Origin of the sequence: Haloarcula litorea (assembly GCF_029338195.1) — an archaeon.
GTDB lineage: Archaea > Halobacteriota > Halobacteria > Halobacteriales > Haloarculaceae > Haloarcula > Haloarcula litorea.
Genome location: NZ_CP119779.1, coordinates 2181856 through 2195891, shown reverse-complemented (window position 1 = coordinate 2195891; position 14036 = coordinate 2181856). Strand labels below are relative to the sequence as shown.

Sequence of the window (14036 nt, the reverse complement as noted above, 5' to 3'; positions counted from 1 at the left end):
ACGGGATTCCCAGTTAAGTGGGTCGGGCTACAGTCTCGGAGTATGGCCTCCGAGCGCGAGGACGTCGACCTGCTCGACGCGTTCCGACAGTTCTTCGCGCTGGAGCGTGACGTGCTGGTGCTGTCGCTGTCGCTGCTCGCGTTCTCGCTGGCCTTCCAGATGACGAGTCGCTACGTGCCCGAGTACATGCGGCTCCTGGGGGCCAGCGCCGGCGTCATCGGGCTGTACGGCAGCGTCGGGAACCTCATCAGCGCCGTCTACCCGTACCCGGGCGGGGCGTTGTCGGACCGCGTTGGTTCGCGGGTCGCGCTGACGGCCTTCGCCGTCCTCGCGACCGTCGGCTTCGGGGTCTGGTACCTCGCCAGCGTCGTCGGCGACGTCGCCGTCGGCGGCGTGACCGTCCCGGCGTGGGCGTTCGTCTTCGTCGGCCTCTTTCTCGCGCAGGCCTGGAAGTCGTTCGGGCTGGGCGCGACCTTCGCCGTCGTCAAGCAGAGCGTCCCCGACGACCGGCTGGCGATGGGCTTTGCCAGCACGGAGGTGTTCCGCCGCATCGGCTTCCTGCTGGGGCCGCTCGCGGCCGCCGCGCTGCTTGCGGCGACGGCGACCTTCGTCGCCGGGTTCCAGCGAATCCTGCTGGTCGCCGTCGCCTGCGGTGCGGTCGCCACGGTCGCCCAGCACGTCCTCTACGACGCCAGCGAGGACTCCCTGGGCGAGTCCTTCGAGGGGGTCGCACAGGTCGTCGCCGACCTCCGGGAGATGCCGGCGACCCTCCGTCCCCTCCTCGTGGCGGACACCCTGGTGCGGTTCGCCAACGGGATGGTGTACGTCTTCTTCGTCATCGTCGTGACGGAGTTCCTGGAGACCGGCTTCACCGGGTTCGGCGTCACCCTCCGGCCCGACGCCTTCTTCGGGGTCCTGCTGGGCGTCGAGATGGTCGTCGCCATCGTCTCGATGGTGCCAGTCTCGAAGCTCTCGGAGCTGGTCGGACTGAAACCCGTCGTCGCGCTGGGGTTCTCGGTGTACGCGCTCTTCCCGCTGGCGCTCATCTACGCGCCGCCCGACCAGTGGCTCCTCGTCGCGCTGTTCGCCTACTCGGGGCTGCGCTTCGCCGGCCTGCCGGCCCACAAGGCGCTCATCGTCGGCCCGGCCCAGCGGGACGCCGGCGGCCGCGTCACCGGGACCTACTACCTCGTGCGAAACACCGTCGTCATCCCGTCCGCGGCGCTGGGCGGGTGGCTGTACGGCAGCGAGTGGGCCGTCTCGCCCCCCGACGCGGTCGGCCCGGTCGCGCTCCCGCAGGCCACCCTCCGGGCCGGCCCGGAACTGGCCTTCGGCGTCGCGACGGCCGTCGGCGTCGTCGGCGTGGTGTACTTCCTCCGCTTCGGTCGGGAGTTCGCGGCCTACGAGTGAGTGGGAGACCCGACGTCGGCACCGGCGACGCCCCTGTCACGGAGGGGACGTGCGGACCCCACGCCGACCGCGTCGTCGGCCGGATCGGCCGTCGGCAGATCGGCCCGGACGACCGCCCCGCCGTCGTTGGTGAGCGTGAAGGCTCCCTCGGACTCCTCGACGGTCCAGTAGACGAGCCACAGCCCCAGCCCGACCCCGTGTTCGAGCGGCGAGACGTCGGGGTCGGCGTCCGAGAACATCGTCTGCTCGATGCCGTCGAACCCACAGCCGTCGTCGGCGATCACCAGCCGGCAGGTGTTCGACTCGGGGCGCGCCTCGACGGTGACGGTGAGCGTGAGCTCGCTCGGGTCGTTGTGCGTGACCGCGTTCGACAGGAGCTCCCGGACCGCGGTCCCGAGTTTCGGATGCGCGGCGACCGGGGCGCTGTCGGGGACCTCTGTGCGGAGCGTCACCTCGGGGTAGGTCGTCCGGAGGTCGTCGAGCAGGTCGTGGAGGACCGTCGCGAGGTCGACGACCACTCGCTCGTCGGTGTTCCACACGCCCCGGATCTCGTCCATCGTCTCGGAGAGTTCCAGCAGGCTGTCGGTCCGGCGGTTGAGCAGGTCGACGTGCTCGGTCGGCCCGTCGTCCCCGACTCGCCGCTGGAGGTCCTTCGCCACGCCGTCGACGACGGTGAGGTCGTTCCGGAGGTTGTGCCGGAGGACGCGGTTCGCGACGGCGAGCCGCTGGTTCAGCGCCGAGAGGTCCCGGTACCGTTCGCTTAGCTCCTCGTTGCTCCGCTGGAGGCGCGCGTAGTAGAACCCCAGGTAGGGGCCGACCGCGGCCCCGCCGGCCGCCATCACCACGGCGTAGTAGACCGGCTCGTTCAGGGTGTATCCCTTCAGCACCTGGACGGAGGAGGCGAGCAGGGAGAGCGAGCCGGTCAACAGCCCGAGTCCGAGCGTCGAGTAGAGGACGTACCGCGGGTCGTCGACGCGGCGACACATCAGGTAGCCCGAGACCGCCAGCCCGGTCGCCAGTCCGGTGATGACGGTCAGTTCGACGAGTCGGGCGGCCGCCGACCCCCGCCCGCCGAGCGCGTTCGCGACGCCGACGACGACGAACGAGAGGCTGCAAAGCAAGAGCAGCCGCTCTACTGTCACGACTCGTCGGAAGTAACTCACATCAAAACATAATGTTATCTTGTCAGAAGAAAGTTGTGGGGTCGACGGGACGGACCCGGTGAGTGTAACCGGAGGGGCGGTCGTCACGTCCCGTCGACCCGCTCGTAGCCCGGGCGCGCCGCACCGACGCCGTTCTCGGCCGCCGCCCGGAGCGCCGCCACGCCGGGCTTGTCCCCCCGGCCCGCACCGACGACGACCGAGACCCGCTGTGTCCCCAGGGTGACGAACGACAGACCCAGGTCCTCGGCGGTCGCACGGAGGGCCGGCGCGACGTCGGCCTCGCCCGCCCGCACCCGTCGCGCCGGGCCGTCGAGGCCGTGGGCCGTGACGCCGTCGACCGAGTCCCGGACCGGTTCGTCGCGGTCGTCGCCCATCGCGGCGAGCGCGTCGTCCAGGGCCTCCCTGAGGCCGGTCCCGCGGGCGGCGTTGACGAGCGTCGCCCCGTCGACGAGCGACGCCAGCCCGTCGCAGTCGACGTCCGAGCCCGCGGCCAGGCCCCACTCCCGGTCCCACGCGGCCAGGACCTCGCCGTCGGGCGGATCGCCGGTGACGACGGCCACGTCCGGGACGCCGTCGTCGAGCCACCGGCGGGCGGCCTGCGTGCCCCGCGCGAGGAAGCGCACACGGTCGACGGCCGCGAACGCCTCGCCGACGGCCGGGTCGCGCGCGCCGACGGCCAGCAGGTCCGGGGGCCGCTCGTCGGCGTCGAACAGCTCGACCGTGACACCCTCGCCGGCGGGGACGTAGTTCGTGGTCGCGGGTACGGTGACGACGCCGTCGGCGTAGGCCAGGCTCGTCGTCGCGCCGCTGCCCTTGTCGACGGGGTAGGCCAGCGTCGCGCCGTCGCCGTCCGCGACCAGTCCGACGGGGACGAGCCGGTGCCGACCGCCGTCGTGGCGGACCCGCGTCGCGAGCTCCGCCCGCCGTTCCATCGTCGTCGCGGGCGTCCCGCTCGCCTCGCGGACGGCCGGCGCGACGAGCACCCGGAACACCGACAGCGCGGAGACCGGGTAGCCCGGCAGGCCGACGTAGGGGGTGTCCCCGATGCGGCCGATCACGGTCGGCTTCCCGGGCTGGACGTCGACGCCGTGGACCAGCAGTTCGGTGTCCGCGCGCTCGGCGACCAGGGAGGCCAGCAGGTCCGCGCTCCCGGCGCTGGTCGACCCCGAGGTCAGCACGAGGTCGGCCCGCTCGGCCGCCCGCGAGAGCGCGTCGGTCAGTGCCCCGCGGTCGTCCGGGACCCGCTCGAAGCCGACCGGCTCGCCGCCCGCGGCGGCGACGGCCGCCCGCAGCGCCGGGGTGTTCACGTCGTGGATCTCCCCCCGGTCGTGGTCGAGGTCGGCCTCGGCGGGCGCGAGTTCGTCGCCGGTCGAGACCACGGCCACCTCGGGCCGGTCTCGGACCGGGACCGTCGCCGCCCCGACGGCCGACAGCAGGCCGACGGTCCGGGGCGTCAGGCGGGTGCCGGCGCTCAGCGCGAGGTCGCCCGCCGCCACGTCGGCCCCCGCGGGCAGGACGTTCTCGCCGGGCGGCACCGCGTCCCGGACCGCCACCGTGTCGGCGTCGCGGCTGGTCCGCTCGACGACGACGACGGCGTCGGCTCCCGCGGGGACGACCGCCCCCGTCGCGATCTCGACGGCCTCCCCCGCTCCGACGGTCCTCTCCGGGGCCTCGCCGGCCTGGAGTTCCGCCACCACGTCAAGGGCGACCGGGGTCGCCTCGTCGGCTCCCCGCGTGTCGGCCGCACGGACCGCGTAGCCGTCCATCGCGGCGCGGTCGAACCCCGGCACGTCGACGCCGGCCCGGACCGGTTCGGCCAGTGTCCGGCCCCGAGCCTCCGACAGCGGGACCGACTCCGCGCCGGTTCCGACGGCCAGTTCGTCGACGGTCTCGCGGGCCGTCGACAGGTCCACCAACTCGCGGCGGGCGTCGTCGCTCATACCGGTGGCTTGGCCGCGGGGCGACAAAAGCACAGAGGACCGCGGTCGGTCGCGCCCCGCCCGTCCATCCCTCGGTAATATCACACGAGTACCTCGGTAGTCTTATGTCACCCCCGGACGACGACCGACTGGGTGTCAGAGGCACTCCGCCCGCCGGAGAGCGGCCCGCCGCCGGTCGGCCGGCCCGCTCTCGCGGACGTCCGACGACGGCTCGTCCTCGCCCGGCCGGACGAGAGGACTGATAGGCCCGGCGCTCCTGCGTCCGGACATGAAGGTACTTCGCGCGGTCGGCCCCTCGGACAGCGGGAAGACGACGCTCGTCGAACGGCTGACCGAGCGCCTCGCGACCGAGGGGCGGGTCGCGACGATCAAGCACATCAACTGCGACCCGGACCTCGACACCGAGGGGAAAGACACCGCGCGCCACCGCGCGGCGGGCGCGGCCGAGACCTACGGGGTGACGACCGACGGGTCGTGGTTCGCGACCGGCGAGGACCGGACGCTGGACGACCTGCTCGCCGACCTCGCGCCCGAGTACGACTACTGTCTCGTCGAGGGGTACCGCGAGGCCGACCTGCCGACGGTCGTGCTCGGCGGGGACGACGGACACGGCGGCGAGACGCTCCAGCGCGCCCGCGACGCCGACTCGGTCGACCTCGACGCGCTGGTGGCCGCCCTCGAGGAGACGGAGCCGTTCGAGACGCTGGACTCGCTCGTCGCCGAGGCCGAGCGGTCGCCGGCGGCCGAGTACGCGGGGGCCGTCGCCACCTTCACCGGCCGGGTCCGGACCCGCGACGACCCCGAGGACCCGGCGACGGAGTACCTGGAGTTCGAGAAGTACGACGGCGTCGCCGAGGAGAAGATGGCCGCCATCGAGGACGAACTCGCGGCCCGCGAGGGCGTCCAGGAAGTCCTGTTGCACCACCGCACCGGCGTCGTCGAGGCCGGTGCGGACATCGTGTTCGTCGTGGTGCTTGCGGGCCACCGCGCCGAGGCCTTCGAGACCGTCGAGGACGGCATCGACCGGCTGAAGGCGGAGGTCCCGCTGTTCAAGAAGGAGGTCACCGTCGACGGGGAGTTCTGGGCCCACCAGCACCACGAGCACGAGCACTGACCACGAGCGCTGGCCTCGGTCGCTGGCGGGGATCGCTCGCTCACTCCCAGCGCTCGACCCGCACGGTCGCACCCGCGTCGAGCAGCTCGGTCTCCGGCGGCACGACGACCCACCCGTCGGCCGCGGTCGCGCTGGAGAGGACGCCCGCACCCGACGCCCGGAGCGGGGCCGCCTCGCCGCCGTCGGTCGTCACCCGGACGAACTGCGTGGTCCCCAGATCGCTGTGGATCCCCTCGGTCAGCGTCGCCTCGGTCGACGGGAGCGGCACCGGCTCGCCGCCCGCGAGCCACGCGAGGGCGGGTCGCAGCAGCGTCACCGCGCCGACGAGACAGGAGACGGGGTAGCCCGGCAACACCAGCACGACCGTCCCGTCGACGACGCCGAACCCCAGCGGGTGGCCGGGCTTGATGCCGACGCCGTGGACCAGCAGCTCGCCGCGCTCGTCGACGACCTCCGGGAGCAGGTCGCGCTCGCCGACCGAGGAGCCGCCGGTCGTCACGACGAGGTCGTGGTCGGTGTCCCGCTCGACGGCCGCAGCGAGTGCGTCCTCGTCGTCGGGGACGATCTCCCGGTAGGTCGCGGCCCCGCCCCAGCGCTCGGCGAGCCGCGAGACCATCAGCGCGTTCGTCTCGACGGTCTCGCCGCGACCGGGGTCGGCCTCGACGAGTTCGTTCCCCGTCGGGACGACCGCGACGCGGGGGCGTTCCGCGACCGCGACCTCGCGGTAGCCCGTGCTCTTCAGCACCGCCAGATCGGAGGGCGACAGCTCGTGGCCGGCGTCGAAGAGGTGCTGGTCCGCGGCCACGTCCTCGCCGGCGGGCGCGACGTTCTCGCCCTCGGCGACGGCCGTCGCGACCGCCACGTCGTCCCCCCGGTCCTCGGTGCGCTCGACCATCACGACGGCGTCGGCCCCCTCGGGGAGCGCGCTCCCGGTGTGGACCGGGACGGCGCGGCCGCGGCCGGCGGTCTCCGCGCGGTCGAGTGTCACGGGCGCGCGCTCGCTGGCCCCGTGGGTGTCGGCGGCGACGACGGCGACCCCGTCCATCGCGGCCTGTGCCTCGCCGGGGACGTCCCGCCGGGCCGTCGCGTCGGCGGCGAGCCGGCGGCCGTCGGCGTCGACCAGCGCCAGCGACTCCGTTCGCCCGTGTGGCGTCACCTGCTCTCGGAGGCGGTCCCGGGCCTCGGCCAGCGGCGTGTGGTCCCGGAAGCCCGCGTCGTGCCGGTCGCTCATACCCGACGGTGAGTGAGGCGCGACAATAACCCCACCGACCACGACGCTTTTCACCGCCGGCACTCGAAGTACGGACGGATGCTCGCCGACGAGTTCGGCCGCGAGGTCACCGGCGTCCGCGTCTCGCTGACCGACCGGTGTAACTTCGACTGCGTCTACTGCCACAACGAGGGGCTGGGGGACACCCGCGGCCCGATGGAGCCACAGGACGACGAGATGACCGCCGACGAGGTGGTCCGCTTCCTGGAGGTCGCCGTCGAGTTCGACGTCGACGCCGTGAAGTTCACCGGCGGCGAGCCGATGCTCCGGGAGGACGTCGAGGAGATCATCCGGCGCACGCCCGACGAGCTGGAGGTGTCGATGACGACCAACGGCACCTTCCTGCCGGGCCGGGCCGAGGCGCTCGTCGACGCCGGCCTCGAACGGGTCAACGTCTCCCAGGACGCGCTGGACCCCGACGACTTCGCCCGCGTCACGCAGTCCGGGGCCTACGAGCAGGTGATCGACGGCGTCGAGGCGGCGCTCGACGCGGGGCTGGACCCGGTGAAGCTCAACATGGTCGTCTTCCAGGGGACCAAACCCTACCTCCCCGAGATGATCGACCACGTCGCCAGCTCGGAGGGGCTCCAGTTGCAGCTCATCGAGTACATGCCCGAACTCGTCGGTAACTACGACTGGGCGGTCGACACGGAGGCGATGCACGAGTGGCTGGCCGAGCAGGCCGACCGGATCGAACAGCGCGAGATGCACGGCCGCTCGCGGTACTTCGTCGACGGCGGGATGGTCGAGGTGGTCGACCCCGTCGGCAACGAGGAGTTCTGCGCGAACTGCCACCGCGTGCGGGTCACCCACGACGGCCACCTCAAGGGGTGTCTGAACCGCAACGACGACCTCCGGCCGATGGGGGAGATGAGCCGCGACGAGATCCGCGAGACGTTCCGGGAGACCGTCGCCGAACGGGTCCCGTACTACGGGGAGTACATGGTCGAGCGCGACGGCGAGTGGGTTGTCAACGAGAAGTACCGCGACGCGCCGACCGCCGACCACTGACCGTCCGACAGAACGGTCGTCCACTTTTGATCCGCTATAGTAGAATTTCACCAAGAGTTACTGTTTTGTAGCGCGAATGCGTCCGCATAAACAGCCAAATGATAGAAGAGTGTGTGGAAAAGCAGCCGAGGGTTGGACGGACGGGCGGACCCGACGCCGGTGGTGTCGCGTGAGCGACTGGGTGCCGACGACGTGTATGCGCTGTGCGGTCGGCTGTGGCCACGTGCAGCAGGGCGCGGACATCGGCTACGGCATCGCGGGGACGCGCGGGGACGCCGCCCACCCGGTCAATCAGGGCCTCGCCTGTGCGCGGGGCATCCGGGAGAGCCAGGACCCCGACGGGGACTGGCTCACGCGACCGATGGTCCGCAGCGACGGCGAACTCCGACAGACCACGTGGGACGTGGCGCTGTCGAAGGCCGTCGAGGGCCTCCGACGCGCCCACGAGCGGGACCCCCACGAGGTGGCCGTCCTCGGGAGCGGTCAGCAGACCAACGAGGCCGCCTACGCGCTGGGGAAGGTCGCCCGCGGCGGCTTCGGGACCCGCAACTACGACGCCAACACGACGCTGTGTATGGCCAGCGCCGTCACCGCCTACTACCAGGCGTTCGGCAGCGACGCCCCGCCGTGTACGTACTCCGACATCGGCGAGGCCGACCGCCACGTCGTCTGGGGCGCGAACCCGGCCGTCGCCCACCCGGTGCTGTTCCGCTGGCTCCGACAGGCGGCCGACGAGGAGGGCGTCGCGATAGTCGTCGTCGACCCGGTGCGCTCGGAGACGGCGGAGAACGCCGAACACCACGTCGCGCCGGAGCCGGGGAAGGACCTCGCGCTGGCCCGGGCCGTGCTGGCCCGGGTCGTCGAGACCGACCGGGTCGACGAGGCGTTCGTCGACGAGGCGACCGAGGGGTTCGACGACCTGCGGGCGGCGCTGCCCGACGCCGCGACGGCCGCCGCCGAGGCCGGCGTCGGGATGGAGCGGGTCGACCTGCTCGCGGACGCGCTGGACCGCCGGGCGCTCGTCTACTGGGGGATGGGTGTCAACCAACACGTCCAGGGTACCGAGACGGCGCGTGCGCTGATCGACCTGACGCTGGCGACCGGGAACCTCCGACCCGGCGGCGGTCCGTTCTCGCTGACCGGACAGGCCAACTCGATGGGGACCCGGATCTGCTCCTCGAAGGGCAGCTGGCCCGGCCAACGGGCGTTCGCGGACCCGAACCACCGCCGGACCGTCGCCGACCACTGGGACGTGCCGGTCGGGCGACTGCCGAACGACACCGGCCCCGGCCCCGTCGGGGTCGTCGAGGACGGTCCGGCGGCCGTCTGGACGGTCGCGACCAACCCCGTCGCGGGGATGCCCGAGGCCGACGCGGTCCGCGAGACGCTCGACGACGCCTTCCTCGTCGCCCAGGACGCCTTCCACACCGAGACGACCGAACTGGCCGACGTGGTCCTGCCGGCGGCGACGTGGGGCGAGTCCGAGGGGACGACCACGAACATGGAGCGGACGATCTCTCGGGTCCGGGCGGCGACCGAGGTCCCGAGCGGGGTCCGGCCGGACCTCGACATCGTCGCGACCATCGGGAACCGGCTGTTCCCGGGGCTGTTCGGGGACACTTCGCCGGACCCCGAATCGGTCTTCGCGGAGTTCGCCGCGCTGACCGAGGGGACGGTCGCGGACTGCTCGGGGATCACCTACGACCGCCTCGAGGACGTCCACGCGGTCCGCTGGCCCGCCCCCGACGCGGACAGCGCCGGCGGCTACCGCTACCACGACGACGGCGAGGCCGGCGAGGACTGGCGGTTCCCGACGGCCAGCGGCCGGGCGCAGTTCTCCACCGGTCGGCAGGCGTCGCTCCCGGAACCGACCGACGACGACTACCCGCTGACGCTGACGACCGCCCGCGAGGCCGACGGCTACAACACGGGCGTCCGGTCTCGCGGGGGTCGTTCGGGTCCCCTCGTGGCCCGCATCAACCCCGCGACGGTGGCCGCCCACGACGACGCCGTCGCGGACGACCGGGTCACCGTCGGCACCCGACGCGGGACGGCGACGGCCCGCGTCGACCCCGACGAGGGCGTCCCCGAGGGGCTGGTCTGGCTCCCCATCCACCACCCGGCCACGAACCGCCTGACGCTCTCGGACCGGGACCCGCAGTCGAGGGAACCGAACTTCAAGCAGTGTGCCGCCCGGCTCGTCGCGCCCACCGACGCCGCCGAGGACAGGGCCGCCGCGCCCGCCGACGCGGACGACTGAGGTCCCGGTCACTCCTCCGGTCTCCCGACCCGACAGCGGCGCGACTCGCGCGCGTCGTCCGTCGCCCGTGGACGCCCCCGGCTGACACCGTCGCGGCCGGGTCGGGCGCGATTCTCCACGGTCGTCCGATTCGCGCCGGTTTCGGTGGACGTTCGGACTCCTTAAGGGGACAATACACACTTCCAGACTGGTCGGCCGTCCACTGGCCCACGCCCGAACTGCGTGTTCGTAAACGATTACCGTTATTACGCACTGTCCCATCCAAATAATCTGTACTGATGTGTCCGAACATCCAAAATAATGCAGAATCGTCGGACGAACGCACGCTCCGGGTGGGGAGAACCGCCTGTCCGTTCGGGGAGGTGGGCGTCGTATGGGACTGATCCGGATGACGAAGTACCGGACGCTGCTGCTTGCGACCATCGGCTTCAACTTCTCCTTTCTCATCTGGTTCTCCTTCGCGCCGTTTACCGGCCCGATGGCCGAGGAGTTCGGCCTCTCGCTGGCCGAGATCGGCATCCTCGCCAGCGCCGCCATCTGGCTCGCGCCGTTCGGCCGCATCCTGACCGGCTGGCTCTCGGACAAGTTCGGCGCGCCGACCGTCTTCGCCATCGTGCTGGCGTACGTCGGCGTCTTCTCGATGGCGTCGGCGTTCGCGCAGTCCTACGGCGTCTTCTTCGTCGAACGGCTCATCGTCGCCACGGCCGGGATCACGTTCGTCATCGGCATCCAGCACGTCTCCGAGTGGTTCGACGAGGAGGAGCTGGGGACCGCCGAGGGGATCTACGCCGGCATCGGCAACGCCGGCGCGGCGGGGGGCGCGCTCGTGCTGCCCCGCGTCTTCCCGACCGGGTGGAGCGGGCCGCTGTTCTCGACGAACTGGCGGGCCGCCTTCTTCTACACCGGCGCGGTCTCGATCGTCCTCGCGGTCGCGTACTACTCGCTCGGCGAGGCGGCGAAAAGCGAGGAGAAGCGCCAGGCGACCAAGGAGAGCGCGAGCTTCAAGGGGTGGTTCTACACCGCGACGCGGTACGGGACCGTCGTCCTCGCGCTGGCGTACGTGATGACCTTCGGCCTCGAACTGTCGATGAACGGCTGGCTCGCGACCTACTACCGCGAGGGGTTCGACACGAACAACCTCGTGCTCGCCTCGACGTTCGCGGCGACGTTCTCCGTCGCGGCCGGGCTCCTTCGGCCCATCGGTGGCTACGTGAGCGACCTGCTGGCCCGCAAGGAGAGGGACATCCTCCCGGTGTTCACCGGCCGCTACCGCGAGCAGTGGACGTTCGTCACGCTGTGTTTCGTCGTCCTCACGATGTTCGGGATGACCCTGGCGGGGCTCTCCGGCGAGGTGCTGGTCGCCGTCGGTGCCGGCTTCATGGTCGGCGTCGGCTGTGCCCTGGCCGAGGGCTCGATCTTCGCGCAGGTGCCGGCGATGTTCCCGAACAGTTCCGGCGCGGTCGCGGGGGTCGTGGGCGGGGTCGGCACCGTCGGCGGGATCGTCTACCCGCTCGTCTACTCGGCTCCGTTCCTGGCGAGCCTCCACGTCGGCTACTCCATCGTCGCCGTCTCGATGGTGCCAATCGTCCTGCTGACGGCGTGGGTGTTCCAGCCGAAGATCGCGAGCGTCGCCAACGAGGCCGGCTTCGTCGCCACCGCCGACCGGGAGTCGGTCACCAGCGGGAGCGACTGAGCGCGCTCTCGGTGGTCGTCCCGGCCGGGGACCGCTCGGCCCGAGTCCGGCGCGCGCCCCCGGACGTCGCCACGGTCGTCGACCCGCCTGCTCCCGAGCCGGCCCGGGATCGAGGGGTACCCGGACCCGAACGGGACCGACCCGCCGCCGTCCGGTGGTTCCGACACGTCCAGTCGGGCCGCATATTCACACCTAGAACACCTCTCAGTCGGTTTAATACTGGACGGCCGTACGGAGATACTGCGCTGCTGTTTACTTTTTCAACAGTTACTGTTTTAGGCGTTCGCACACACGGATCAGACGTGAATTAGCGGACGTTCGAACACGAATACGTAGTAAAAGAATACGAACTTTCGATATGGATCGAACCTAACGATGCCACACAAGAAGGAAGCTATCAAGGACGAACTGTACGGCGACGCCGTTCGCGAGAAGATCGAGGAGTTCGCGGAGCGGGGGTGGGAGTCCATCCCCGAGGACGAGCGCGAGGAGTGGTTCTCGCGGTTCAAGTTCTGGGGCGTGTTCCACCACCGCGGCGGTCAGGAGTCGTACTTCATGATGCGGCTGACCAACTGCGGCGGGGTCCTCGAACCCGAACAGCTGCGGACGATCGGCGAGGTGGCCCGCGACTACGCGAGCGGCCCGGTGGAGAACCCGGAGTTCGGCGACGCCTGGATCGACCTCACGACGCGCCAGTCCGTCCAGTTGCACTGGCTGAAGCTGGAGGACATCCCCGAGATCTGGGAGAAGCTGGAGGCCGTCGGCGTCTCCTCCCGATCGGCCGGCGGGGACACGATGCGCAACATCTCCGGCTGTCCGGTCGCCGGCAAGGCCGAGGAGTACGTCGCGTCCCGCCCGATCCTCGACGAGATCCAGGAGACCATCCGCGGGAACGACGACCTCGCGAACATGCCCCGGAAGTTCAACATCTCCGTCTCGGGCTGTCGGCAGGGGTGTGCCCAGGACAGCATCAACGACGTGGGGCTCGAACCGGCCCACAAGTACATCAACGGCGACGAAGTCCGGGGGTTCAACGTCCGCGTCGGTGGCGGGCTGGGCGGCCGCGAACCCCGCGAGGCCCGGCCGCTGGACCTGTTCGTCCGCCCGGAACACGCCGTCGAGACGGTCCGGGCGTTCGTCGAGTACTACCACGAGGCCGGCAACCGAGAGAACCGCTCGAAGAACCGCGCGCGCTTCTTCGTCGACGAGCACGGGACCGACGCCATCCGCGAGGAACTCGACGAGCGGCTGGACTTCGAGTTCGAGTCCGCCGGGACGGACTTCCGCGGCGAGTACACCTACAACGCCGGCCGGCCGAGCGAGCGGGGTGCCCACGACCACGTCGGCGTCTACGACCAGGCCGACGGGAAGAACTACGTCGGCCTCTCGGTGCCCGTGGGCCGCCTCACGGCGGCCGAGACCATCGAGCTGGCGGACCTGGCCGACGAGTACGGCTCCGGCGAGGTGCGCCTCTCCCGGCGACAGAATCCGCTGCTCATGGACGTGCCCGACGAGGAGCTCGACGCGCTGCTGGCCGAGCCGCTGCTGGAGACGCTCTCGCCGGAACCCAGTCCGTTCGTCCAGGGCGCGATGGCCTGTACGGGCACGGAGTTCTGTTCGCTGGCCCTGACCGAGACGAAGGCGCGGATGGCCCGCCTGCTCCGGTGGCTGGACGACAACGTCGCGGTCCCGGACGACGTCGACCGCATCAAGATGCACTTCTCGGGCTGTACGGCCGACTGCGGGCAGGCGATGACCGCCGACATCGGCCTGCAGGGGATGCGCGCCCGGAAGGACGGCGAGATGGTCGAGGCGATGGACGTCGGCGTCGGCGGCGGCGTCGGCGAGGAGCCCACCTTCGTCGAGTGGGTGCGCCAGCGCGTCCCCGCCGACGAGGTGCCGGGGATGATCAAGAACGTCGTCGAGGCCTACGCCGCCCTCCGCTCGGAGGGCCAGACGTTCCGCGAGTGGGTCGACGCCACCGGCCACGAGACCATCGTCGAACTGGCCGAACCCCACGAGGTCGAGGGGTACGCGGACCCCTGTCTCACCGACGCCAAGCAGTCGTGGTACCCCTTCGACGACGGCGACAGCCCCGCCCCGACCGACGCCGAGGGCCAGCCGATCTCCGCCGACGACTGATCGGGGTCGCTTTTCCGACCCGAGGGCGAACGC

9 protein-coding genes are annotated in these 14036 nt (G+C 71.4%); 6 read left to right on the top strand and 3 right to left on the bottom strand.

Going from position 1 to position 14036, the window contains the following annotated elements; translation table 11 throughout:
* Nucleotides 1-42 precede the first annotated feature (42 nt).
* Nucleotides 43-1410, top strand: coding sequence for an MFS transporter (locus tag P0592_RS11780; protein WP_276271081.1), 1368 nt, complete (start codon nucleotides 43-45; stop codon nucleotides 1408-1410).
* On the opposite strand, the gene P0592_RS11775 is transcribed toward P0592_RS11780, so the two are convergent.
* Nucleotides 1401-2573, bottom strand: coding sequence for a sensor histidine kinase (locus tag P0592_RS11775; RefSeq protein ID WP_276271080.1), 1173 nt, complete (start codon nucleotides 2571-2573; stop codon nucleotides 1401-1403). The two genes, P0592_RS11780 and P0592_RS11775, sit on opposite strands and share 10 nt — an antisense overlap.
* A gap of 83 nt (nucleotides 2574-2656) precedes the next feature.
* The gene (locus P0592_RS11770) at nucleotides 2657-4513 is read right to left on the bottom strand and encodes a molybdopterin biosynthesis protein (RefSeq protein ID WP_276271079.1); all 1857 of its coding nucleotides are present in this window, start codon (nucleotides 4511-4513) and stop codon (nucleotides 2657-2659) included.
* 268 nt (nucleotides 4514-4781) lie between these two features.
* On the opposite strand from P0592_RS11770, the gene P0592_RS11765 reads away from it, so the two are divergent.
* Nucleotides 4782-5627 (top strand): molybdopterin synthase, encoded by an 846-nt coding sequence (locus tag P0592_RS11765; RefSeq protein ID WP_276271078.1) that lies wholly within the window; start codon nucleotides 4782-4784, stop codon nucleotides 5625-5627.
* 40 nt (nucleotides 5628-5667) lie between these two features.
* On the opposite strand, the gene P0592_RS11760 is transcribed toward P0592_RS11765, so the two are convergent.
* On the bottom strand, nucleotides 5668-6858 hold the full coding sequence (locus P0592_RS11760) for a molybdopterin molybdotransferase MoeA (protein WP_276271077.1): 1191 nt from the start codon (nucleotides 6856-6858) through the stop codon (nucleotides 5668-5670).
* A 78-nt stretch (nucleotides 6859-6936) separates the two neighbouring features.
* Between P0592_RS11760 and moaA the strand changes: the two genes are divergently transcribed.
* The 4 genes from moaA to P0592_RS11740 all read left to right on the top strand — a co-directional run bounded on the left by moaA (nucleotide 6937) and on the right by P0592_RS11740 (nucleotide 14003).
* Nucleotides 6937-7908: a GTP 3',8-cyclase MoaA gene (gene moaA / locus P0592_RS11755; RefSeq protein ID WP_276271076.1), complete on the top strand. Its 972-nt coding sequence runs from the start codon at nucleotides 6937-6939 to the stop codon at nucleotides 7906-7908.
* Between the two features lie 76 nt (nucleotides 7909-7984).
* Nucleotides 7985-10168, top strand: a complete 2184-nt coding sequence (nasA, locus tag P0592_RS11750) for an assimilatory nitrate reductase NasA (RefSeq protein WP_419181098.1) — start codon at nucleotides 7985-7987, stop codon at nucleotides 10166-10168.
* Between the two features lie 373 nt (nucleotides 10169-10541).
* Complete coding sequence (locus P0592_RS11745) at nucleotides 10542-11861, top strand: MFS transporter (protein WP_276271074.1); 1320 nt, start codon at nucleotides 10542-10544, stop codon at nucleotides 11859-11861.
* Between the two features lie 375 nt (nucleotides 11862-12236).
* Nucleotides 12237-14003, top strand: a complete 1767-nt coding sequence (locus P0592_RS11740; RefSeq protein ID WP_276271073.1) for a nitrite/sulfite reductase — start codon at nucleotides 12237-12239, stop codon at nucleotides 14001-14003.
* Nucleotides 14004-14036: the final 33 nt, after the last annotated feature.

Bases quoted from the DNA above. Each gene is read 5' to 3' on its own strand.
- P0592_RS11770 (WP_276271079.1), bottom strand. From the start codon at position 4,513: ATGAGCGACGACGCCCGCCGCGAGTTGGTGGACCTGTCGACGGCCCGC.
- P0592_RS11760 (WP_276271077.1), bottom strand. From the start codon at position 6,858: ATGAGCGACCGGCACGACGCGGGCTTCCGGGACCACACGCCGCTGGCC.
- P0592_RS11780 (WP_276271081.1), top strand. From the start codon at position 43: ATGGCCTCCGAGCGCGAGGACGTCGACCTGCTCGACGCGTTCCGACAG.
- P0592_RS11740 (WP_276271073.1), top strand. From the start codon at position 12,237: ATGCCACACAAGAAGGAAGCTATCAAGGACGAACTGTACGGCGACGCC.
- nasA (WP_419181098.1), top strand. From the start codon at position 7,985: ATGCGTCCGCATAAACAGCCAAATGATAGAAGAGTGTGTGGAAAAGCA.
- P0592_RS11765 (WP_276271078.1), top strand. From the start codon at position 4,782: ATGAAGGTACTTCGCGCGGTCGGCCCCTCGGACAGCGGGAAGACGACG.
- moaA (WP_276271076.1), top strand. From the start codon at position 6,937: ATGCTCGCCGACGAGTTCGGCCGCGAGGTCACCGGCGTCCGCGTCTCG.
- P0592_RS11745 (WP_276271074.1), top strand. From the start codon at position 10,542: ATGGGACTGATCCGGATGACGAAGTACCGGACGCTGCTGCTTGCGACC.